This is a genomic window from Turicibacter sp. KK003, assembly GCF_037014675.1.
Classification (GTDB): Bacteria; Bacillota_I; Bacilli_A; order MOL361; family Turicibacteraceae; genus Turicibacter; species Turicibacter faecis.
The window spans coordinates 1515434-1539317 of the sequence record NZ_CP142738.1 but is presented as its reverse complement, the minus strand read 5'-3'; the positions used below and the strand labels follow the sequence as shown (position 1 = coordinate 1539317).

The 23884-nt window shown below is 37.1% G+C and carries 24 protein-coding genes; 21 read left to right on the top strand and 3 right to left on the bottom strand.

Translation table 11 applies throughout. The annotated features are described in order from the left end of the window. The first annotated feature begins 139 nt into the window (after positions 1 to 139). The 14 genes from VXM77_RS07570 to VXM77_RS07505 all read left to right on the top strand — a co-directional run bounded on the left by VXM77_RS07570 (position 140) and on the right by VXM77_RS07505 (position 11165). A complete protein-coding gene (locus VXM77_RS07570; RefSeq protein ID WP_161832848.1) occupies positions 140 to 880 on the top strand; it encodes a MurR/RpiR family transcriptional regulator in 741 nt (246 codons plus the stop codon). A gap of 212 nt (positions 881 to 1092) precedes the next feature. Continuing rightward, on the top strand, positions 1093 to 2520 hold the full coding sequence (locus tag VXM77_RS07565; protein WP_262950891.1) for a 6-phospho-beta-glucosidase: 1428 nt from the start codon (positions 1093 to 1095) through the stop codon (positions 2518 to 2520). A gap of 14 nt (positions 2521 to 2534) precedes the next feature. Then, entirely contained in the window at positions 2535 to 2849 is a 315-nt protein-coding gene (locus tag VXM77_RS07560; protein ID WP_161832952.1) for a PTS lactose/cellobiose transporter subunit IIA, read from the top strand. Between the two features lie 13 nt (positions 2850 to 2862). Then, on the top strand, positions 2863 to 3165 hold the full coding sequence (locus VXM77_RS07555; protein WP_262950890.1) for a PTS sugar transporter subunit IIB: 303 nt from the start codon (positions 2863 to 2865) through the stop codon (positions 3163 to 3165). Positions 3166 to 3184: 19 nt separating this feature from the next. Next, positions 3185 to 4474, top strand: coding sequence for a PTS sugar transporter subunit IIC (locus VXM77_RS07550; protein WP_161832092.1), 1290 nt, complete (start codon positions 3185 to 3187; stop codon positions 4472 to 4474). Between the two features lie 177 nt (positions 4475 to 4651). Next, positions 4652 to 5842 carry a transposase gene (locus VXM77_RS07545; protein ID WP_161832744.1) on the top strand — a complete coding sequence of 397 codons (1191 nt, stop codon included), beginning with the start codon at positions 4652 to 4654 and terminating at the stop codon, positions 5840 to 5842. Between the two features lie 194 nt (positions 5843 to 6036). Beyond that, the gene (locus VXM77_RS07540; RefSeq protein ID WP_338505851.1) at positions 6037 to 7464 is read left to right on the top strand and encodes a 6-phospho-beta-glucosidase; all 1428 of its coding nucleotides are present in this window, start codon (positions 6037 to 6039) and stop codon (positions 7462 to 7464) included. 400 nt (positions 7465 to 7864) lie between these two features. After that, positions 7865 to 8236 carry a hypothetical protein gene (locus VXM77_RS07535; protein ID WP_262953898.1) on the top strand — a complete coding sequence of 124 codons (372 nt, stop codon included), beginning with the start codon at positions 7865 to 7867 and terminating at the stop codon, positions 8234 to 8236. A 340-nt stretch (positions 8237 to 8576) separates the two neighbouring features. Next, positions 8577 to 9509: an ABC transporter transmembrane domain-containing protein gene (locus VXM77_RS07530; RefSeq protein ID WP_338505848.1), complete on the top strand. Its 933-nt coding sequence runs from the start codon at positions 8577 to 8579 to the stop codon at positions 9507 to 9509. Beyond that, complete coding sequence (locus tag VXM77_RS07525) at positions 9487 to 9699, top strand: hypothetical protein (RefSeq protein ID WP_338505846.1); 213 nt, start codon at positions 9487 to 9489, stop codon at positions 9697 to 9699. The genes VXM77_RS07530 and VXM77_RS07525 overlap by 23 nt, the downstream gene beginning before the upstream one ends. 76 nt (positions 9700 to 9775) lie before the next feature. Continuing rightward, a complete protein-coding gene (locus VXM77_RS07520; protein ID WP_161832086.1) occupies positions 9776 to 10081 on the top strand; it encodes a nitrous oxide-stimulated promoter family protein in 306 nt (101 codons plus the stop codon). Between the two features lie 13 nt (positions 10082 to 10094). After that, on the top strand, positions 10095 to 10478 hold the full coding sequence (locus tag VXM77_RS07515; protein WP_161832085.1) for a YbaN family protein: 384 nt from the start codon (positions 10095 to 10097) through the stop codon (positions 10476 to 10478). 25 nt (positions 10479 to 10503) lie between these two features. Continuing rightward, positions 10504 to 10815 carry a hypothetical protein gene (locus VXM77_RS07510; protein WP_161832084.1) on the top strand — a complete coding sequence of 104 codons (312 nt, stop codon included), beginning with the start codon at positions 10504 to 10506 and terminating at the stop codon, positions 10813 to 10815. Between the two features lie 185 nt (positions 10816 to 11000). Further along, a complete protein-coding gene (locus VXM77_RS07505) occupies positions 11001 to 11165 on the top strand; it encodes a hypothetical protein (RefSeq protein ID WP_161832083.1) in 165 nt (54 codons plus the stop codon). A gap of 14 nt (positions 11166 to 11179) precedes the next feature. On the opposite strand, the gene VXM77_RS07500 is transcribed toward VXM77_RS07505, so the two are convergent. Next, positions 11180 to 12226: an aminotransferase class I/II-fold pyridoxal phosphate-dependent enzyme gene (locus tag VXM77_RS07500; RefSeq protein ID WP_338505844.1), complete on the bottom strand. Its 1047-nt coding sequence runs from the start codon at positions 12224 to 12226 to the stop codon at positions 11180 to 11182. A gap of 496 nt (positions 12227 to 12722) precedes the next feature. Here VXM77_RS07500 and VXM77_RS07495 point away from each other — a divergent pair, with 496 nt between their 5' ends. Then, positions 12723 to 13895, top strand: a complete 1173-nt coding sequence (locus tag VXM77_RS07495) for a cation diffusion facilitator family transporter (RefSeq protein WP_161832081.1) — start codon at positions 12723 to 12725, stop codon at positions 13893 to 13895. Positions 13896 to 14087: 192 nt separating this feature from the next. On the opposite strand, the gene bcp is transcribed toward VXM77_RS07495, so the two are convergent. Further along, positions 14088 to 14558 (bottom strand): thioredoxin-dependent thiol peroxidase, encoded by a 471-nt coding sequence (bcp, locus tag VXM77_RS07490; RefSeq protein ID WP_161832080.1) that lies wholly within the window; start codon positions 14556 to 14558, stop codon positions 14088 to 14090. Positions 14559 to 14906: 348 nt separating this feature from the next. Between bcp and yaaA the strand changes: the two genes are divergently transcribed. From yaaA to VXM77_RS07475, 3 genes are all read left to right on the top strand, one after another. Beyond that, positions 14907 to 15686 carry a peroxide stress protein YaaA gene (gene yaaA, locus VXM77_RS07485; RefSeq protein WP_161832079.1) on the top strand — a complete coding sequence of 260 codons (780 nt, stop codon included), beginning with the start codon at positions 14907 to 14909 and terminating at the stop codon, positions 15684 to 15686. Between the two features lie 4 nt (positions 15687 to 15690). After that, positions 15691 to 16497: an EFR1 family ferrodoxin gene (locus VXM77_RS07480; protein ID WP_161832078.1), complete on the top strand. Its 807-nt coding sequence runs from the start codon at positions 15691 to 15693 to the stop codon at positions 16495 to 16497. 483 nt (positions 16498 to 16980) lie between these two features. Continuing rightward, a complete protein-coding gene (locus tag VXM77_RS07475; RefSeq protein ID WP_161832077.1) occupies positions 16981 to 18660 on the top strand; it encodes a PTS transporter subunit EIIC in 1680 nt (559 codons plus the stop codon). 91 nt (positions 18661 to 18751) lie between these two features. Here VXM77_RS07475 and VXM77_RS07470 read toward each other — a convergent pair whose 3' ends face one another. Then, positions 18752 to 19225, bottom strand: a complete 474-nt coding sequence (locus tag VXM77_RS07470) for a hypothetical protein (protein ID WP_237658929.1) — start codon at positions 19223 to 19225, stop codon at positions 18752 to 18754. 158 nt (positions 19226 to 19383) lie between these two features. Between VXM77_RS07470 and VXM77_RS07465 the strand changes: the two genes are divergently transcribed. The 3 genes from VXM77_RS07465 to VXM77_RS07455 all read left to right on the top strand — a co-directional run bounded on the left by VXM77_RS07465 (position 19384) and on the right by VXM77_RS07455 (position 23796). After that, entirely contained in the window at positions 19384 to 20535 is a 1152-nt protein-coding gene (locus tag VXM77_RS07465) for an alkaline phosphatase family protein (RefSeq protein ID WP_161832076.1), read from the top strand. A gap of 139 nt (positions 20536 to 20674) precedes the next feature. Continuing rightward, positions 20675 to 21415, top strand: a complete 741-nt coding sequence (locus VXM77_RS07460) for a gamma-glutamyl-gamma-aminobutyrate hydrolase family protein (protein ID WP_338505842.1) — start codon at positions 20675 to 20677, stop codon at positions 21413 to 21415. A gap of 227 nt (positions 21416 to 21642) precedes the next feature. Further along, entirely contained in the window at positions 21643 to 23796 is a 2154-nt protein-coding gene (locus VXM77_RS07455) for a YhgE/Pip domain-containing protein (RefSeq protein WP_338505841.1), read from the top strand. Positions 23797 to 23884: the final 88 nt, after the last annotated feature.

Genomic DNA, 23884 nt, shown 5'->3' with positions numbered 1-23884 from the left:
ATATAATTTTGTTTTTTACTAAAATAACAATTGAAAAGAAAGCGGTTTACTTATATAATGAAAAGGAATTTGATAGAGGATTTTAAAAAGGCTAATAAACCAGATGGGACTCTGATTTATTGTTATGGAGGGGGACGGAATGTTTACTTGTCAGGAAATTAAATCATTTAATGCGCTAGAGTTAGAGGTTTATAACTATATTATGAGACATCAAGATCAGGTCGTAGAGATGAAGATAAGGGAACTAGCAGATGCTACCCATGTATCGACGACCACCATTTTACGTTTTTGTAAGAAAATTGGATGCAATGGATATTCTGAGTTTAAATTAAAATACAGAATGTATTTGAATCAGGAAGACAAACGAATCCAGTCTGCCGACACTGCTATCTTATTAGATTTTATAAATCGAGTGGAATTAGAAGAGTTTAATCAAAAATTAGATGAGGTAGCGGGGTTAATTTACTACGCACAAAAAATTATTTTTATTGGTATTGGAAATTCAGGGATATTAGCTAAATATGGTGCGCGATATTTTTCAGGAGTCGGAAAGTTAGCCCAGTATATTGATGATCCATTTTATCCAGTACCTCCGGGCTATTATGATGCATCTGTTATTATTGCGCTCTCTGTTTCCGGAGAAAGTAATGAGACAATTAACCAGTTAAAACGATTTACGGGTTTTAACTGTGCAACCGTAGCTATTACTAGCAGTGAAAAAAATACGATTTCTAAAATTTCTGATCTGACAATTAGTTATAACTTTCCGTTAGAGCGAACGTCTGTAGAGTTAGATCTAACAACGCAAGTACCGGTCCTACATATTTTAGAAAAGTTAGGTAAAAAAGTTCAATCACTTTCTTTCAATAAGGCTATATAAAAAATAGTTTAATAATGACCCTACATGAGGATGTTAAATCGAATAGGTAGGGTTTTTTTATGCCCAAAAGATGAAGTCTTTGTTTTTTTTATATAACAAATTCCTAAAAATGCTAATTGTTATTTTGGATTTGTAAAGTGTTACCAAAAATGTAAGCGCTTGTTATTATAGCGGTGTAGGAAGAAATTAATGATACTTGGGAGGGAAAGTTTATGTCTAGTTCATTTGGAAAAGATTTTTTATGGGGAGGGGCTGTAGCTGCTCATCAACTTGAGGGTGCGTGGAATAAAGAGGGAAAAGGGATTAGTATTGCAGATGTTATGACAGCAGGTTCGCACGACATTCGTCGAGAAATTACTGATGGAGTGTTGGAGGGAAAGTATTATCCTAATCATACGGGGATTGATTTTTATTCGCGATATAAAGAGGATATTGCCTTATTTGCCGAAATGGGTTTTAAGTGTTTTAGAACATCGATTGCCTGGTCAAGAATTTTTCCAAATGGAGATGAGTTAGAGCCAAATGAAGCGGGATTAAAGTTTTATGATGATTTATTTGATGAATTATTGAAGTATCAAATTGAACCGATTATTACACTTTCTCATTTTGAGATGCCTTATTATTTAGTAAAAGAGTATGGAGGTTTTAGGAATAGAAAGTGTATTGATTTCTTTGTAAGATATGCTGAAACAGTTATGAGACGGTATAAGGACAAGGTAAAATACTGGATGACGTTTAATGAGATTAATAACCAGGCCGATTTTGAAGAGGATATATTTCCTTTTTGTAACTCAGGAATTTTGTTTCATGAGGGGGACAATCGTGAGGAGGTCGTTTATCAGGCAGTACACCACGAATTAGTGGCAAGTGCTAGGGTGGTAAAAATAGGACATCAAATAAATCCAAATTTTAAAATCGGGTGTATGATGGCGATGGTTCCCCTTTATCCGTATTCATGTAATCCAGATGATGTCATGCTTTGTGAAGAAGAGATGCGAAAACGTTGGTATTATGCTGATGTTCATTGCCGAGGTGCTTATGGAAACTATGCAAAGAAATGGTGGAAACGTAAAGGTCTAAATATTGTAATGGAACCAGGAGATGAACAAATTTTAAAAGAGGGAACGGTCGACTTTATTGGGCTAAGTTATTATATGTCCGGAGCCATAAAGGCTCATTTAGAGAATAAGGGAGATGTAGCATTTAAAAATTTTATTAAAAACCCATATATACAAGAATCAGATTGGGGATGGCAAATAGATCCAGTAGGACTAAGATATACATTAAATCTTCTTTATGATCGATACCAGCTTCCTTTATTTATTGTTGAAAATGGGTTTGGTGCAGTGGATCAACAATTAGAGTCTGGTGAAATAAGAGATGATTATCGAATTGAATATTTAAAAACTCATATAAGGGAGTTACAAAAGGCTATCGAATTAGACGGAGTTGATGTTATTGGATATACGCCTTGGGGATGTATTGATTTAATCTCATTTGGAACAGGTGAAATGAAAAAACGTTATGGTTTTATTTACGTTGATCGTGATAATGAAGGAAATGGAACATTAGCTCGATATAAAAAGTTATCATTTAATTGGTATCAGCAAGTTATCAAAAGTAATGGAACCGTACTTTAATAGGGGGGAAAATAGTGAAGGGAAATGAGTTAATTAGTTTTCAAATTATTTCATCCGTTGGCACTGCACGTAGTTTATACGTAGAGGCCATTCAGGAGGCAAAAAAGGGAAATATAGATGGAGCAAGGCAATTAATTGAAGATGGAGTAAAAATATTTGTGGAGGGGCATCGAGCACATGCCTCACTCATTCAAAAGGAAGCAGAAGGAGAACAGACAGCATTTAGTTTATTGTTAATGCATGCCGAAGATCAATTGATGACAACAGAAACGTTAAAAATTATCGCAGAGGAGTTTATTGATATCTATCAGGATAAATTTAATCGCTAAGGGGGAATTGAAAATGTTAAAAATTAAATTATTTTGTGCGGGTGGAATGTCAACAAGTATTTTGGTGAAAAAAATGTTAGAGTCAGCTGAAAAGAAAGGGATTGCGGTAGAGATTGCTGCTTATCCTGAGGCACAGATGGATCAGCAAACAGACGATTGTGATATTGCGTTATTAGGACCACAGGTAGGGTATCGTTTAAAAACAGCACAACAAATTTGCAAACCAAAAAATATTCCGGTTGCGGTTATTCCAATGATCGATTATGGAACGATGAATGGAGAGAAAGTATTAGAGTTTGCATTGAATTTAAAATAAAATAGGGGGGGGAATTTAAATGCAAGAGTTTTTTACAAATAAAGTAATTCCATTAGTTATGAGATTTGTGACATTAAAAGGTGTGGTCGCATTAAAGGATGGGCTGTTGTATAGTATGCCGTTAACAATCGTTGGATCTATCTTTTTGTTACTTGCCAATTTTCCGATTCAAGCAGTTGTTGATTGGCTAGATTCAATGGGATGGATTGATCCATTAAACCAGGCATATGGAGCTACGTTCAATATTGTTGCGCTTATAGGTGTTGTTGGAATTGCCTATGAGTATGTTAAAAATGAGGGGTATCAAGGATTAAATGCTGGTGTTTTGGCGGCTGTTTCATTTGTTTTAACTACTAATCCTTATGTAGTCGCTGAGAACGGAACAGTCGTAAACAATGTAATTGATAAAACGTGGACGGCAGGACAAGGGATGATTGCGGCTATTGTAATCGGACTACTTGTTGGTTGGACTTACGCTTGGTTTATGAAACATGATATTCGAATTAAAATGCCTGCCGGAGTTCCAGAGGGAGTAGCCAATTCATTTACAGCATTAATTCCTGGTTTTGTTATTATTACAGGGGCAACGCTTATTTATTCATTCTTTAAATTTGTTTTGGATACAACATTTATAGAAGCGATTTATTCATTTATTCAAACACCGTTACAAGGATTAACTGATTCATTAGGTGGAGTTATTGCTGTTGGGTTAATTATTCCATTCTTATGGTGGTTTGGGGTCCATGGATCAACCATTGTCGGAGGAATTATGGGTTCTTTACTTCAGTCGAATTCATTAGCGAATCAGGCTATTCTTGATGCGGGCTTAGAGTTAACCATTGAAAATGGAGGTCGTATTGTGACCCAACAGTTTATTGATCAATTTATGACAGTTACGGGTGCCGGATTAACCATTGGTTTAGTGGTTTATATGATTTTCTTCGCTAAATCAGTTCAGTGTAAGGAGTTAGGAAAGCTAGGAGGTGTACCGGGATTATTTAATATCAATGAACCTATTTTATTTGGGTTACCAATTGTTTTAAATCCATTCCTTCTTCTTCCGTTTATACTGATGCCAGTTATTTCAGGAATTATTTTATATTTCTGTATGTCGATCGGGCTAGTTCCATTATTTTCAGGAGTTATGGTACCTTGGACAACGCCACCAATTATTTCAGGATTCTTGGTTGGAGGATGGAAAATGGCCTTATTACAAACCGCTATTTTAACTCTATCGTTCTTCGTTTATCTTCCATTTATTAAGAAAATAGACAGAATGAACTATGAAGCTGAAAAAGCCGCAAATTAAATGAAAGTCAAGAAAGATATAGACGATTAGGATGGATTAAATAATGACTATTAATGTGCAAAACTACTTCCAATTAATTTCCAGCTATAAAATACCAGTAAAAAAAGAAAAAACATTAACTTAAATCCCTGTATAATTAAGTCTCCTACAACCAATTAACGAGGGGGAATTAAGTTAATGTTCATGGATAGTATTATATCAGATTCAAATTCAATTTTCAAATTTTTAAAACAACTTGATTTAGATTTATTCTTATCTAAACCTCAGTTTAATCATGTTAACCAGTTTCTAAACTTGATGATTCAGGAAAATTATCAGGGGAAAATCTCTGCCGTTAAACACTGTCATCGGACAAGTTTTGGACGATTTTTAACGGATAGTCCTTGGGATGAGGAGGCGATCAGTCACCAGATTCAAACCTATGTTTTATCCTGTATCTATCAGCGTTCTTATCAAACTCAACAACCTATTTACGTGATGGTTGATGATACGACTTGTGTTAAAACTAAACCTTCGTCACGGGCAACACATCCTATTCAAGGATGTAGCTGGCACTTTTCTCATCTTCATCATCAACACGTTTATGGTCATCAATTTGTCGCCTTGATGCTTCAATGTGAGGATTTAATTCTTCCTTATCAAATCATTCCCTATGAAAAAGAGAAACAGAGTAAAATCGAACTCGTTCGAAGAGCTCTGATGGAATTACCCAAACCTCCCTATAAAGGCTATGTCTTAGCGGATAGTTGGTATACGTGTGAAGCTCTCCTTCAAACGGCTAAGCAAGTCGGGTTTCATTATTTAGGAGCGATTAAAACGAATCGAATCATTCTTCCTAAAGGTTACCGTCCCAACGGAATTCAACTGAAACAATTTGCGAAAACATTATCCCTTCATGATCTCGACTTAGTGACCGTCGGATCTGAGCGTTATTATACATATCTATATAAGGGACGAATAAGAGGGGGACATGTCGTCCAAATCATTTTAAGTTGGCCCCAAACGGCTCCTTTGGAAGAAAAAGCTTTACGTTGTTTTATGAGTCATGATTTGAAAATGTCTGCCAAACAACTACTTAAACACTATACTAAACGTTGGCCTATTGAAATTTTCTTCCGAGAAGTGAAGCAAAATTTCGGAATGGGGAACTATCAAATTCGAACTTTACAAGGGATTAAACGATTGATGTTAATGATTCAATTCGTTTACCTTTATTTAAAACGAATAACGTTAAATAATCGTTGTTTGGGTGACAGTTTACGCCAGTGTCAACGAAAGCAAAAACAAGAATTAGTGAAATTAATTTATCATAAAGCTCAAAAAGGTGTGGAATTAAAAACCATTTTTGAAGAGTTGAAAATTGCATAGGGTAAGTGTATTTTCATTCCTTGGAAAATTTTTCTTAAAAATTGCACATTAATAGTAATGAATTAATTTAGGGAGGTATCTTATGAGAATCCGTAACTAAATGTTTACGGGTTCCTTATTTCTCCCAATGGGGGTTTATCAATACGTACGATTGAAAGATAATAAAATTTTAAAAAATCACAGGAGGAATTCAAATGGCGTTTAGAGAGAACTTTTTATGGGGAGGAGCAACTGCTGCAAACCAATGTGAAGGAGCATATTTAGAAGGAGGACGTGGATTAGCTAATGTTGATGTTGTTCCAGCTGGAAGTGATCGTTTTTCAGTGGGATCAGGAATGATGAAGATGTTTAGTTGCAATGAAGAGCATTACTATCCAAGTCATGAGGCAATTGATATGTATCATCATTATAAAGAGGATATTGCACTGTTGGCTGGAATGGGGTTCAAATGTTATCGTTTATCAATTGCATGGTCACGAATTTTTCCAAAAGGAGATGAATTAGAGCCAAACGAAGAAGGGTTAAAGTTTTACGACAATGTATTTGATGAATGTTTAAAGTATGGTATTGAACCGTTAGTAACCATTTGTCATTTTGATGTGCCAATGCATTTAATTGAAACGATTGGTGGGTGGAGAAGCCGTCAAATGATTGACCATTATGTGAGATATTGTGAGACCATTTTTAAACGGTATAGAGATAAAGTAAAGTATTGGCTAACATTTAATGAAATTAATATGATTTTGCACTTCCCATTCATGGGAGCGGGATTGTATTTTGAGGAAGGTGAAAATAAGCCGCAGGTTAAATATACGGCGGCTCATTATGAGTTAGTGGCCAGTGCTTTAGCAACGAAGATTGCCCATGAAATAAATCCAGAATTTAAAATTGGATGTATGTTAGCTGCTGGAAATACCTATGCTAATACTTGTCATCCAGAAGATGTTTGGAGGTCAATTGAAAAAGATCGCGAAAATTATTTCTTTATTGATGTTCAATCACGTGGAGAATATCCGGCGTATGCTTTAAAACAATTAGAGCGTGAAGGTGTTAAAATTCCATTTGTTAAAGGGGATAAAGAATTACTCCAAACGTATACAGTTGATTTTATTTCCTTTTCTTACTATTCTTCTCGTTTAGTTAGTGCAAATCCAGACGTCAATAAAATGACAGAGGGAAATGTTTTTGATACTTTAAAAAATCCTTACTTAGAAGCAAGTGAATGGGGATGGCAAATTGATCCACTAGGTTTAAGGATTACATTAAATTCATTATATGACCGCTATCAAAAACCATTGTTCATTGTTGAAAATGGGTTAGGTGCCGTGGATATTCCAGATGAACATGGTTATGTAGAAGATGATTACCGTATTGACTATCTCCGTGAACATATTAGAGCGATGAAAGAGGCGGTTGAATTAGACGGGGTTGATTTACTTGGATATACAACTTGGGGGTGCATTGACCTTGTTAGTGCCGGAACAGGTGAAATGAAAAAGCGATATGGTTTTATCTATGTTGATAAAGATAATGAAGGTAATGGAACCTTAAGACGTTCGAAAAAGAAATCATATAACTGGTATAAAAAGGTGATTCACTCAAATGGTGAAGATTTAGAATAGATCTAAAGCCTCTCTTTATGGAGAGGCTTTTATGTTGTAATAGAACCTAATTAATAGACACTTACTTAATGTAAGCGAAAGTGGAGGGATAAAAATAAAAAAGGGGTATCTAATCAAAATTAGAACAGACGATGGAACCATCGTTAAGGAGAGGTAGATGATGTGAGTGAAGCACTTAGAGGTCGTATATATCGAAAATTAAAAGATAGTTTATGGGGATTTGATTTTATGAATGCAAGATCGAGATTTAGCAGACGATTTAACACAAGAAACAGTTTACCAAGTGTCTAAAACGCTTCATCATTTAGGGAGAATTTTAGATTATCACTATGGTGATGCCAAATTGCTACATTTTTTTGGTATAAGCAGTTAAAGAAAAAAGGTGATAGAGATGCAAACGATGGAGGAGGTATCAGGGTTAGAGGTTGGCTATCAAAAGTTATTCGTTGAAAGTCTAATGTTGAGCGTTAATCAAGTCAGGATTGAGGATCTAGCCATGGGTGCAGAGGTCGAGTTGCAATTTCCGTTAAAGGATAAATGGGGGCAACTCTTAGCTTGTATATATGGTGAAGGATCCTTGGAGGATGGAGGTTATTCATTTCAAGCAGGGAGGCCTCAATTAGGGAGCTCGTTTTCTATAGGCAACGTTATGGGAGTCAGGAAATTATTAAGATTGAAGGGATACCAAAGAGTTATTGATAAAGACCCTCAGGATAAGCTGTCATCGATCTGGGGAGAGGGGATGAAGCTTCCTGTTATTGAAATATCATAAAGACGGTCAAATGGGGATATTCTTATACTCGGTTCGTATGATCAACGAGATCCAGGGAGCTTTTTTTGAAAAATAGTCGTAATGAGCTGGTTTAAAAGTTAATCGCGTATACTTCATGCTAACGATCCTAACAAGGAGAAAATTCCTACATCGGAGTAATTGATGAGGATTATAGCAGGAAATTTGGATAAAATCGTGGCTTGCTACAGTTAAAAACATCAGTTGAACTGGTGTTTTTTTGTAGTAAAAACTAAATATAGTTGAATTTTTAATGGGAAAACCATGGTATAATCCTATTAGTTATCAATGATAATCGTTATCAAAAAGGAGGAGTTAAAAGATGATGATGAACAAGAGACTCATTGCGATGTGTGATGAGTCGAAGAAGTATATGGGGCTCACTATTTTATGCAGTTGGGTGGGAATTGTTTGTAATATCGTCATTGTTTGGTTGATTGGGCAGTTGATTAACCGAATGGTAGAGGGCGAGGCGTTAAATATGACAGGGGGATCGATAGGGGAGGCGTTGTCGTCGTATCCATTGATTGGCCCAATTTCTTTAGCTACAGGGATGATAGTTGTGATGATTGCCTTAGTTGTGAAGTGGGTGAGTCATTATTTATATGGATGTTACTCTTACCAAGCATCGGCAAATGCACGAACAACACTTCGACGTCTGATTTATCAGAAATTACTGCGATTGGGCATGGCGTATCAGCAAGTAGAGAAAACATCCGGAATTGTTCAGTTATCCATTGAAGGCGTTGAACAATTAGAGATTTATTTTGGCAAGTATATTCCACAATTCTTCTATTCGTTATTGGCGCCAATAACCTTGTTCGTCTGTTTATCATTTATTTCGTTTAAGGCGGCTCTTGTCTTTATGTTGGGGGTACCATTGATTCCTTTATCGATTGTCGCTATCATGAAGGTGGCAAAAAGAATTTTAAAGGCTTACTGGAATAATTATGCAAACTTAGGGGAAACCTTTTTAGAGAATTTACAAGGGTTAACAACGCTTAAGGTATATAATCAGGACGAACGAAAACACCAGGAAATGAATGAGGAGGCAGAGGGATTCCGACAAATTACGATGAAAGTATTAAGTATGCAATTAAACTCGATTAACGTGATGGATTTGATTGCCTTTGGGGGCTCTGCCATTGGAACAATTGTTGCCCTATATGAGTTTAAACGAGGAATGTTACAAGTCGGGGATTTAATTGTTATTATAACGACAGCGTCTAGGATTGGCACGCGCCTTTTTACATAATGGGGATCTTCTTATTTTAGATGAGCCAACGAGTAATTTAGATGCGTTAAACGAGGGTTCAATTTTAAAGTCTATTCGTGATTATCATCAGGAAAAGACGATTATTCTTGTCTCTCATCGCCAGTCAACAACGGCGATTTGTGACCAAGTGTACCAGTTAAAAGATCGAAAGTTAGAAATGAGTTCTTAAGCGTGGATTAGGGAGGCCTAGTCCTCTCTTTTTACAAAGTTAATGATAATGATTATCAACGATAGGAGTGGAGAACGTGGCAAAGGGAAGAATTGAGCGTGAAAAACGTGTGATTGAATTGATGATCAATGTGTATTGTCACAAGAAGCATCAGCACCAATCAAAGGGAAGGTGTTCAGATTGTGAGGCATTACTTTCCTACGCCCACCAACGCTTGAATTTTTGTAAATTTCAAGATGAGAAGACGACGTGTCAGAAATGTCCAATTCACTGTTATAAAAAGAAAATGCGACAACAGATTAAAGAAGTTATGCGTTTTTCAGGACCGCGCGTGTTGTTTTATTCACCGGTGGAGTTTTTTAAACATTTACTAGATAAATAGGGAGGTAGAGTGAATGAAGAAATTAGTAAAGGGATTATTCGTGATGGGTGGGTTTGTTTGTGTTGGTCTTGGAATCCTCGGTATTTTGTTACCTATTTTACCAACCACCCCATTTCTGCTATTAGCCTCCGTTTGTTTTGTGAAGGGGTCGACGCGATTCGATAATTGGTTTCAATCGACGTCCCTTTATCAAAAGTATTTAGCAGATTTTGTGAAACATCGGCAAATGACGCGAAGACAAAAATGGACGATTTTATTAATGGCGGATGCTATGTTGTGTGTTCCGTTTTTCCTCGTAGATTCAGTTGTGATGCGGGTGGGCTTACTGACCTTGGTTGTTGCAAAGTTTTATTACTTTTTCTTTAAAATTGACACCATTCAACACGATAAAAATTAAAAGCAAGGATTAGGAGTGAGATAGAATGCTGGCACATGTTTGTTTTTTTCTAGCACTAGGGGTTTATTATGTAGCAAAGGTAGGTTTTAAGAAGGCCTCCTTGGGGATTTATTTACACGTGATATTAGGTACCGTGTCCATCCTTTCGATGGTGATGGATACGGTCATGCAAATTGGAAGCGACCGTTTTTGGCGGTATAGCGGTTTTTCATTGACGATGTTGTTCATTGGAATTAGTGGTTACTATGTGATCAAACAAGGGAAACGTTGGATGAAATGGCACATCGTTGCGGTGGGGTCCTTCTTCGCTTATTTAATGGCTATTATCGTTTTGTAGCGGTCAGCGGGGCCTTAATCATTAGTTCCACTAATGGTTAAGGCCCCAGGATTGATGGAGCTCGAAGGTGCCGTTGATGGAATAATTCAGTGATTATTTTTTTGGGGGGAACATCATAAAACGTGGGTCATATATATATAGTGAGTTGATGATGCCCAGTGATGGTGATAGAAGGAGGGGAAAGGATGGCGGATGTAGATGATGCCTCAATTGAGGATTACGATATAGCGGATGAGGATAGCGGGTCATCGATTGATCGTTATAAGGGAAGTACATTTGCAAGTCTTTTAGTTATTATTTTATTTGTCATTTGGTTTTTATACCGAATGGGTTGTATTGGACAACGTTAAAAGGATGCATCTGATTAATTCAGGGCATCCTTTTTATATAGCGTATTTAAGGTTTCTAGAAATTGAATGATATCATCTTTTGAGGTGGCATAGGAAGTTACAAGTCGAACAACCGAATGATGCTCATCATAGGGTTCCCAAATAGTAAAGGAAAATCGCTCACTTAACACCGGAAGAAGATGATTAGGCAAGATTGGGAATAATTGATTGGTTTGTGTAGACGTCCAAAAGGAAATTCCTAAGTGTAAAAGACCTTGGCGAAGTTCATTCGCGCGTTGATTGGCCAAATGGGCAATTTCAAAGAAGAGAGCGTCTTGAAAAAGGGTGAGGAATTGAAGGCCTAGTAAACGTCCTTTTGCCAATAAAGCTCCTTTTTGTTTCATATTCAGACGGAAATCTTGGGCAAGTTCAGAATGAATGAGGACAAGCGCTTCTCCGAAAAGGGCTCCATTTTTGGTCCCACCGATATAGAATGCATCGGTAAGACGTGCATAGTCTTCAAGGGTTAGTGTATTAGATGGAGCGACTAATCCACTTCCTAGTCGTGCGCCATCCACATAGAGATAGAGATGATGCTGTCGACAAAACTTAGAAAGTTCCTCTAATTCTTGTTTCGAGTAGAGGGTTCCAAGTTCTGTTGGATTCGATAGATAAAGAAGTTTAGGTTTGACCATGTGAATGGTTTGAGGCTGTTTAAAAAAGGTGTGGAGCGCATGTAGCGTCACCTTTCCATCCGTGGCAGGGAGTGGAATAATTTTATGCCCCGTTGCCTCAATTGACCCTACTTCGTTTGTCATAATATGCCCCGTTTGGGCGGATAAGACGGCCTCGTATGGTTTTAAGGCATGTGAGATGAAGGTTAAATTGGTTTGGGTTCCTCCCACGAGAAAGTGAATCTCGCATGGCGTTGAACCTAAGTATGATTGAATGGCTGCCTGTGCCTGTTGACAGTAGTCGTCCTCCCCATAACCTGGCGTTTGGTCCGCGTTAGTCGTTAGGAGTTTTTCTAAAATTTTTGGGTGTGCCCCGTCTGCGTAGTCTATTTTAAAATTAATCATCATTAGTGGAGACCAAAAACTTGGTTTCCTTCCCTCCTTCTTGTTTCAACCAGGCTTTAAGTTGCACAAAAATCTTTTTTTTGCCTTCATAACATCTATCCCCTTGGCACCGGCAAAAGGCATTCCTTGAATAGAGATTAGGGAGATGAAGGGTAAAAGATCATTCTGCTTTTTACTGATGAGTGATGGATCCTTTTAAACGCGTTCATCGATCACTCACCATAGCCCTTTTATAGTAGGAACCAGACAACGAGGTCTGTTTCATAAAGTGTAAACTCACTTTTCGTTTGTCTTTTTCGTTTGTCTATAGATACCTTATTCTGAGACTGCGATAAAAATGTTAAAAAGAAGGAACGAGTTGCCCTTAAGGGGGAACTTCTCATCAAGGACTAGTAAAATTTAGGGGAATGGGGTATGATATCATGTATGAGAGTGGCGAATCGGAACGTTGAATGATGGGTAATTAGTGGACAGGAATTTAAAATGGAGGTCGAGTGCAATGTTTGCGAAGTGGTTAATTAAACGGTTAGAAAAACAGGAGGAAACAAGAGAAGAGGGGCGAGAGCGGCTCATTTTTATTTCAGGATTAATTGGTATCCTTGCTAATATTTTATTATTTGGGGTGAAGTTTGGCGTCGGGTGGTTAGCCGGAAGTATCGCCGTCATGGCCGATGCTTTTAACAACCTATCGGACACCGCATCTTCTGTAGTCACAATTGTTGGTGTGAAGTTAGCAAATCGACCAGCAGATAAGGAGCATCCGCATGGGCATGGGCGAATTGAGTATATTTCAGCGCTCATTGTAGCATTTATGGTAATGTTGGTGGGGGTTCAATTTATTCAATCCTCAGTCGGTCGAATTTTAAATCCGAGTGAGGTTCGTTTCGAGTGGGTCTCTTTCTTATTGTTGTTTGTATCGGTGCTTGTTAAAGTTTGGTTAAGTTTCTTTAATAAACACATGGGAGAAGCGATTCAATCGGGGGCGTTAAAGGCTGCATCCGTGGATGCTTTAGGTGACGTCTTTACCTCAAGTACGGTGCTTTTATCGTTTTTAATGGCGCGTTTGACATCATTTCCTATTGATGGATATGCAGGTGTGATTGTTGCAGGATTTATTTTATATGCGGGATATAATCTGGTGAAGGAAACGATTAGTCCTCTTCTAGGAGAGGCACCCGATGCGGAGCTCGTGCAACAGATCTATGATCGACTCCTTTCATTTGAGCATATTACGGGGGCACATGACCTAATGATTCATAATTATGGGGTGGGATGTGTCATTGCCTCTATTCATGCGGAGATTCCAGCAGACATCGATGTGATGACGATCCATGATATCATCGATGAAGCAGAACGACAAATCTCAGAAGAATTGAAGCTCCATCTAGTGATTCATATGGATCCTGTTTCTGTAGAAACCGAAGAGATTAAGCTGATGAAAAAAGAACTAGAGCAAATTATTGACGCGCATCCGGTGATCATGTCGATGCATGATTTTCGAATTATTGGGCAAGAACCAAATAAAAATTTGATTTTTGATTTAGTCGTGAATGGCTCGCTACTAAACAAAACAGTGACAGAGGAGTCCATTAAAGATGAGGTTATCGCAAAAATTAGAGAAACCCATCCGCAATACCGTTGTGTCATTGTGATTGATCGGATGTATGTTTAGAATAGAAAAGACCCAGTACCTTGGGTCTTTTCATTTTGTCATTAGAAGTTTCATCGAATAGCTCACTCAACGTAATCTGGCAGAAGGGGCGTTTTGCATGGAAGTATAAGAGCGAGCTCATTTTTTTTCATTTTTAAAAGAGGATGTCTAACTCACGTGAGTTAGACATCCTCTTTTAAAATCATAAAGTTTTTATAAAGTACATTGTTCTAGGACCTGCTCCACATGGTTAGGGACACGAACCTTACGGAAAATTTTTGTAATCATTCCTGTTTCATCGATGATAAACGTTGATCGTTCAATCCCGATGGCTTTTTTTCCGTACATATTTTTTTCCTTTAATACATCATATTGCTTACAAACCGTTTCTTCGGTATCAGATAACAGAATAAACGGTAAATCGTGTTTAGCGACGAATTTTTCATGACTTTGAACACTGTCACGACTTACGCCTAAGATGACAGCGTTTTGGTCTTTAAAGGATTGAATCGCATCGCGAAAATCTTTTGCTTCATTCGTACATCCTGGCGTATGATCGCGTGGATAAAAATAAAGAATTACTTTTCGTCCTAAGTAATCTTTTAAGCGATGTTGGCATTGATCAGATCCTGGTAATGTAAAATCAGGGGCTTGCATTCCTTCAGTTAAAGTAATAGGTTCCATTAAACTTCACTTCTTTCTTTTATAGTGATTATAAATAATTATGCGTTATGGTGAGGGGATTGTAAACAAATATGCTAAAATATTAATGAACTTTTTAGTCTCATTTTAAGTAAAATGTGGGGAATATAGCCAAAATACTAAGAGAAAGAGGTCGGTCATTGTTTTCTATGAGTAGGATTTAAATATGGGGTGACCGTCGCGATAGAGTAGCACGGTGTTTTTCTAAAAGGTGATCGCTAAAATAGGATGTATAGGATGACGCCCAGTTGATGGAAAGGATAAAAGGTTGGTTAATCGAAAAGTAATCAGTGTTAGGATATGAAAATAAAAGATAAGGATGTGTGAAGAATGTTAATGATTTTATCACCTGCTAAGACGTTTACATCAGAGGAGAACGTGCCCCGTACAAATTTTAAGGCGCTTCTTTTTCATGAAAAGACGGCGAAGTTAGTTGAACAATTGTCTTCTTTTTCTAATGAACAATTAGGAAGTCTTATGAAGATGTCCGAGGAATTGGCGACGTTAAATAGTGCGCGCTATCGTCAATTTTATTCGGATGAGTTGCGGGCGCTTCCAAGTATTTATGCTTTTTCTGGCGAAGCTTATAAGGGATTGGATGCATTAACACTCGATGAAGAGGCACTTGAGTTTTCAAATGAGTCGTTGCGCATTTTATCAGGACTTTATGGTGTTTTGCACCCCTTTGATGCGATTAATCCGTATCGGTTAGAAATGGGGTTAAAGTTTTCGGGAGAACACGGAAAAAACTTGTATGAGTATTGGAAAAAGGAAGTAACGGATTACTTTTTGTCAGCACTCGCAACAACGCCAGGTGATCAAGTGTTAATTAATTTGGCTTCTACGGAATATAGCAAGGTGGTTGATTTCAAACAGATTAAGCAACAGTATGGCGTATTAACGATTGAATTTAAAGAACAAAAGGGAGAGTCGTTCCGAACAGTAGGGATGTATGCTAAGCGAGCGCGTGGACAAATGGCACGCTATATTTTAACGCGCAAGCTTCATTCGGTTGAAGAACTCAAACAATTTAATGAGGAAGGCTATCAATTTAATGAAGACCTTTCGACTCCAACGACGTGGGTCTTTACCCGTTCGGTGAAAGGGTGAGAAGATGATTTTTTACTTCAGTGGGACGGGAAACTCCCAGGCAGCAGCAGAAACGATTGCGCGGGTACAACAAGAACGACTCGTTTCAATCATACAGGCCATTGAGGCAGAGCAATACGATTACGTGTTGCAGAAGGGGGAGGCGGTGATTTTCGTTTTTCCGGTTTACGCATGGGCGCCTCCTGAAATTGTGATGCAATTTCTTTCACGGTTAACATTTTTAGGGGAAGACCCCGATTATTTAGGAGTCATTGTGACCTACTCTAAACAAATCGGAAATTGTTTTAAGGTTGTGCATCAAGCCATTGAAGATAAAGGATGGCGTTTAACAAGTTTTTACACCCTAAAAATGCCTCATAATTATTTAATTGTGGGGCATACCGATTCATATGAGAGGGTTTATGAGACATTGGCAGCTACTTTACCAACCTTAGAAAGAATAAATCGGGAAATAGCACAAAAAGAGCACGTTTATGAACAAGCTATCGAATTCTTTCCTAGGATACGAACCTTAGCGGGACAGAGATGGATGCGAATCATGTCTAAACGAATCACCCCTTTTTACGCAAATGATCATTGTATCTCATGTAAAGTATGTGAGAAAATTTGTCCAACAAAATGTATTGAGGTGACTCAAAAACCTTCATGGAAGGGGGAGTGTTTACATTGTCTAGCCTGTCTCCACTATTGTCCGAAGTCGGCGATTCAATATGGTAAATCGATGGAAAGAAAAAAAAGATATACACATCCAGATATACGTTGGTATGAATTAAACCATAGCTCTACTAAAAATCGTCCGACTAAATTTTAGGATAAAAAGGGTCTCGGTTGAACGGAGGATGGGGCCATTTTAAACAGGATACAGCAGAATGAAAGGATAAAAAAAGATTTTTTAAATAAAATATGTATATTTTGAGTAAAATCGTCCATAATTTTAGTGTGAAAAAAGAAGGTAATTATCATTTAGAACCAAAAAAGAGGTAAAATGTCACATGAATTTTATTTTTTATAAAGGAGAATATTGAGCGAATGTGACGAAAAAACATATTTAATTTTAAAAAATATGAAGAAAAAAATAGTGAAAAAGGATGGGTAACCGGTTACCTATTGAATGAAAGTGGTATTAATTTATGACGGAATGTATTATAATCATAAATGTAAACGTTGCGAAGATATATGGCTTAATTTCATATTTCTATTGCCAAAGTTTGCGGTATTAAAAATAATACAGCACGATCAAAATAATACAACCATGAGTTGCGGTTATCTTATACGATAAGAGGAGGATTCAAGTATGTTTAAGTATTTACAGCGTACAGGTAAAGCATTAATGCTTCCAATCGCTGCTTTACCAATTGCCGGTATTTTACTTGGTGTTGGTGGGGCATTCTTAGGAATTGCTGGAATGACAGATGCACCAGCGATTTATCAAACAATCGCTAATGCGATTAATAACTCTGCGGTGCTTACAGCGATTTTAACAATTATGAAAAATATTGGAGATATCGTTTTTGGTAACTTACCGATCTTATTTGCGATTGGGGTTGCGGCTGGTTTAGCTAAAAAAGATAAAGCAACAGCAGCGTTAGCTTCTGTGTTTGGTTTCTTAGTTATGAACCAAGTTATCTCTACTTTATTAGGATTAGGATTAACGAAGTTAGGTGTTGTAACACCTGATAACGTTGGGGAATACGGAACTTATGTGACAACTAACCTTGGGATTTTCACTTTAAATATGTCAGTGTTTGGTGGGATTATTACAGGGATGGTAACATCTGCGTTACATAATAAATTCTTCAATATTCAATTCCATCCAGTTTTATCTTTCTTTGCTGGTTCACGTTTCGTTCCAATCATTACATCTTTAGTAATGGCTGTTGTTGGGGTAGTATTAGCTTACCTTTGGCCTTTCGTTCAAGATGGAATTGGAGCATTAGCAAATGTTGTTAACTCATCTGGAGTATTTGGTTCATTCTTATTCGGATTAGTTGAACGTTCATGTGTACCATTCGGATTACACCATGTATTCTATACACCATTCTGGTATGGTTCATTCGTTGAAGCTAACTTATTAATCAACGGTGTTGATACAATTGTTCAAGGGGCAAATACAGCTTACTTCGTACAATTAGGATCAATGGGTGATTTAGTTGGATTAGAATCTGGAAGAATGCATGAGATTGTTATGGGAACAACAGCGTTCTTAGCTGGTAAATATCCATTCATGATGTTCGGATTACCAGGGGCTGCTTTAGCAATGTATAAATGTGCTAAACCTGAAAAACGTCAAGCTGTTGGTGGTTTATTAGGAGCTGCTGCGTTAACAACAATCTTAACAGGTATTACTGAGCCATTAGAGTTTACATTCTTATTCGTTGCACCAATCTTATTCGTTGTGCATGCTATCTTCTGTGGATTATCATTCATGATTATGGCGATGTTAGATGTTTTCATCGGTATGACATTCTCTGGTGGATTAATTGACTTCGTTTTATTCGGATTATTACCTGCTGGTGCTGGTGTAGCAACTCATTGGTATTGGGTATTAGTTGTTGGTGTCGTTTACTTTGCTGTATACTTCTTCGTATTCAGTTTCTTAATCAAAAAATTAAACTTAAAAACACCTGGACGCGAGGATGATAACGAAGAGGTAAAATTATTCTCGAAAAAAGACTTCCAAGAACGTAATGGTGGTGGAGCAGCAGAAAAATCAGCTGCAACTGGAACTGATGAGTGGAAAGAAAAAGCACCATTAGTATTAGAAGCTTTAGGTGGAGAAGAAAATATCGAAAACATCGATGCTTGTATTACTCGCTTACGTGTTGAAGTTAAAGATACTGCTAAAGTTGATAAAGATCGTTTAAAAGCTTTAGGAGCAGCAGGGGTAATGGAAGTTAAAGGTGGAGTTCAAGCTATCTTTGGTGGAAACTCGAATACTCTTAAAAACCATATCCTTGATATTATCGGTGACTAATTAATACTATAAAGTTAATAAAAAATGACTAATCGAATGATTAGTCATTTTTTATACATGATGAAAATATATATTTCCCGGGTGAATAAAGTTACATCAACGGATTGTAATAACCAGCGTTGTTCACTAAGGATAAGTTATTTAATTGAGGTTGCTGCGTAACTGTTGGTTGGGCCATCATTTGTTGTGTATATACTGATTGACTTACAGTTGTTGGTTGGGGATTACTAGTCATTTGAGGAAGCGGTTGTCCCCAGTCAAATGAATTCGAATGCATCCCTTGTGTTAAATTCATAGGTGGTTGTCCAGCTAAATACTCATCATAATAATAGGATTCCACGCTTTCTTGACGATTGACGACATAGTTGTGGTGATTATGATGATGATGAACATTTCGAACAACGACCGGAATAACATGATCAACTCGATGATAGTGGTGTTGTTGTGGGGTACAGGCAATAGTTGGTTCAACAACTTGTTGGCAAGTTTCATATTGTCCCATAGGTGGCATAGTGACACATCCACCCATTGGAGCATTTCCTAAACATCTCATATTTTGTTTCATTTGTGCGACATCCTTTCAATCTCTAATTCAGCTACAGTATAGAATATGAAAAAGGTAATAGAATGAACGGGAAGGTGCCTAAAAAAGGAATGTTATTTTTTTATAAATTATCAATAAGTGTGAAAGACTACTAACAGAATAGATAAAGGAGTGATTCAATGAAAAATATCATTTATCCTAATTATGAAAAAAGTACTTTGAATATTATGGCGACCTTGTTAAACTATTATGACGTAGCGTCTTCCTATCAGTCTTTATCAGTTATAAAAGAAGTATTAGATAAGGAGTATAAAAATGTAGTGCTTCTTGTTTTTGATGGAATGGGGGTTGATGCGTTAGAGAAAAACTTAAAGTCAACAGATTTTTTAAATCGCCATCTGAAGGAGGAGTTAACGGCTGTAGCGCCTTCTACTACAACTGCTGCGATGACGGCTTATTATAGTGGAAAATCACCTTTTGAGCATGGATGGTTAGGTTGGTCCCTCTATTTCAAGGAATATGGACGTTGCATCGATACTTTTTTAAATACTGACAGTTATACAGGTGAGAAACTTGAGCTTCCCCATGCAGGATATACATTAATGGGCTATACTCATGTGTTAGACCGTGTGGAAGAAGCGACAAATCATCACATAAAAGCTTATATGATTGAACCAAATTATATCAATTACCAAGGGAAAAATACAAAGATTGGTGTTGAATCTGCACAGCAATTAGTTGATGAGGTTGCAAAATTAGTGTCGACTGCCGAACAAAAATTTGTTTTCGGATATTGGACAGACCCGGATAAAACAATGCATGAATCGGGGTGTTACTCGGCAAAAACGAAAGAAAAAATGACAGAAATTAATGAGCTATTAATGAATTTATCCCAACAGATGAAGGACACTTTGTTAATTATATCTGCCGATCATGGTTTAATTGATGTAGAGCCTACGACGTATTTAAATGATTATCCCGAGTTAACGGCATGCTTTTTAATGCCCCCATTTATTGAGGGACGCATGATGTCATTTTTCATACGTGAAGACTTAAGAGAGACGTTTTCTAAAAAATTTAATGAAACATTCGGGGATGATTTTATTCTGCTCACGCGTCAACAGGCACTTGAAATGAATTTATTCGGGTACCATACTCCTCATCCTAAAACACTCGATTTTATTGGGGACTTTATCGCTTGTGCGACGGGTCATAAAGTACTAGGTTATTTACCAGCCGTGAAAAAGGAAAAGTTTAATTTTACTGCAACACATGCCGGATTAACACGCGAAGAAATGGTAGTGCCACTTATTTTAGTTGAATCTAAATAATGTAGAGGGTCTTTCCAAATGGGGAGAGGCCCTTTTTCTATTGATCAGAAAATAAAAAAATGGGTAATGGGCCTTTACGTCTCTAGAGGGGGTTGCATATGATACATTATCAATGAGGTAAAGAGTAGGGGGGATATGGATGACAAAGCGTCCTTTAATTGGAATTGTTCCTCTTTGGGATGACAAAAAACAAAGTAGTTGGGTTAAACGGACCTATATTGAGGCAATCTATGATGCGGGTGGAATTCCTATTATCCTACCTATTTTTCAATCTGAACGATTTATTGAGGAACTAGTAACACGGATAGACGGTCTTTTTTTAACGGGGGGTGATGATATTCATCCGCGTCTTTACGAAGAGGTGAAAAAAGAAGCGTGCGGCCATACTTCAGAAGTTTTAGATGATTTTGAATGGTGTGTGCTAAAAAAAACGATAGAAAAAGGAAAACCTATTTTAGGTGTTTGTCGGGGGTTTCAATTTATAAATGTCTATTTTAACGGAAGCTTATTTCAAGACATTGAGAGTCAGTATATGATAGAGCGTTCTTTTTCGCATCGTCAGCTGCCTCCCTATGATGAACCAGCGCATGAGGTATACCTATCTGAGAATGGAGTATTACAACGCTGGTTAGGTGTTCAACAATTGGCAGTGAATAGTCGGCATCATCAAGGAATTAAGCGATTAGGCGAGGGATTGATCGTAGAAGCGTTAGCACCGGATGGATTAATTGAAGCCGTCCGTCATCAAGATTACCCGTTTTTAGTGGCCGTTCAGTGGCATCCTGAATTAAGGTATAAAAGAGATCAGGCCGAACGACTTTTATTTGAACGATTTGTTTTTAGTTGTCAAGAGAATGATTTTTCCTTAAAAGGTGAATGAAATATGATAAGAAAGGCATCCTATAAAAAGGAGCCTTTTTTTTTATAATAATGAGGAGAGGATTTTATAATAATGAGAAATCTTTAATCCCCTTTTTATCTTGTGATAAACGATCAAGCTTGAATAAAAAAATGACAGTTTATATAAGAAAAATGGGAAACATTGTCGATTTTTTCAGACAAGAGGTGTATAATTGCTCTATTCAATATAAGGAAAGAAGGATTGAAATGTTAAAAAATATTTGGACCATTTATAAGACAGATTTGAAACACATCGGGACCAACTACGCTGCAGCTATTGTCGTTTTAGCCCTATGTATTTTACCCTCGTTATATGCCTGGTTTAATATTAAGGCATCCTGGGATCCTTATGGGCAATCAGCAACCAGTCAAATTAAAATTGCCGTTGTAAACAATGATCAAGGAACGACGCTCAATGGGAAGGAAATAAATGTTGGGGATCAAGTAGTTGAGGAGTTAAAAAACAATGATTTAATGGGATGGCAGTTTATGAGTGAGAAAGAGGCCCAAACTCTTTTAGAAGAAGGAAAAGTCTATGCTTCTCTTACAATTCCAACTGATTTTTCTCAAGATATTTCATCTCTTGTTACAACGGATGTGAAAAAAGGAAAAATTATTTATCAAGTGAATGAAAAAATAAATGCGATTGCTCCTAAATTAACAAGTAAAGGAGCAACGGGTGTTCAAGAAAGTATTAATCAAACTATTGTCAAAACTGTCAGTGGTATTTTGTTAGAGGCAGGAAAAGAGTTAGGAATGGAGATTCAAGAAAAGGTTTTACCTGAATTATCACATGTTCACTCACAGTTAGAAGAGCTCGTTTCTAAGTTTGGTGAGATGAATGAGTTAGTAGACACGGCTCACCGTGGAGGGATTCAATTAAAGGATTTAATCCAATCCATTCAAAATGATTTACCTCTGATTGAATCAACGATTGATTCTGCTAAGCAGACGGCGACAGGGTTAGAAGGCTTTATAATCTCATCGAAGTCAGCCCTTTCTGATTTCGTCCCAACACTAAAATCAGATTTAGAACTTGTATCGGTGATTAGTGGGGAACTAACAACGTATACACAAGGGGTTAAGGATGCTATTTCAAGCGGTTCAGAACAGGCTCCACAGGTTGTTGATCGACTGATAAGTAAGGTAGATGGAACACAAGGACTTATTCAATCGTTTATTAAAATGTTAAAAAGTTTTAATAAGTTTCCTGCAGGGCGATTTGATGAAATGATTGCGCAACTTGAGGGAGTTCAAGGTGATTTAGCTCGCGTTCAACAGCTACTAGAAAAGGTTAAAGGTCAATTAGCAACAGGAGAAGGACCAGATTTGACAGTGTTTGATCAAATTTTAACTTTATTAAATGATGTATCTAACACAGCCGATTCAATTGTTAAACGTTTTGATGACGAAATTGCTCCCTCTTTAAATCAAGTTATCGATAAAGCGTATGAAACAGCAGAGTCTGTCTTAACTGTTTTAAATGAAGCAAGTAATAAGTTACCTGATGTAACAAATTTATTAAATACCGCCTATAGTGGTTCTGACCAAGGAATTTCGGCAATTGAGTATATTAATGGAAAGCTTCCAGAGGCAGAGGAAAAACTACAAACGTTGACAGAGAAACTTGGAGAAATAAACAGTAGTGAAGGGTTACAGGAAGTATTAACGCTCATTCAAGAAGGAATTGCTCAACGTGAAAGCTTTATGGCTACACCTGTTGAGTTAGTTGAAGAAACGTTATTCCCAATGCATAATTATGGAACAGCGATGACGCCATTTTATAGTGTACTTGCTCAATGGGTCGGAATGACATTGTTAATTTCGATGTTAGCGGTGCATGCAAGAGGAGAGTATAAAAAAAGCGAAGAATACTTTGGTAAATTACTATTATTTTTAAGTATTGCACTTCTTCAAGGATTAATTATCGCATTAGGGGATTTATACCTATTGAAAATTTATTGTATGAATCCACTCTTATTTGTGGGCGGTATCTTGTTCACAAGTGTCGTTTTTACATTCATTATTTACTCACTTGTCTCTGTTTTTGGAAATGTCGGAAAAGTTGTTTCGATTATTCTGCTCGTTTTACAGGTAGCGGGTTCTGGAGGAACCTTCCCTATCCAATTAACTCCTAAATTTTTCCAAATCATTTATCCGTTTTTACCGTTTACTTATGCCATTTCGTTTGCACGAGAATCAATAGGTGGGGTTGTTCAAAGTGTTTTATCTAGAGATATAGTAATTCTAAGTACTTATATTATAGTAGCTATTCTCGTCTCAGTTTTCTTGAAAAAACCGCTCAACCGCTTGATGTCAGGATTTAGTGATAAATTTAAAGAAAGTGGGTTGGGAGAATAACGGAAGGTTAATTTTTCTTAAAAAAGATTGACACACCAATAGGGGTATGATATAAAAAGAGTAGATTATATTAGCACTCTTACTTAAC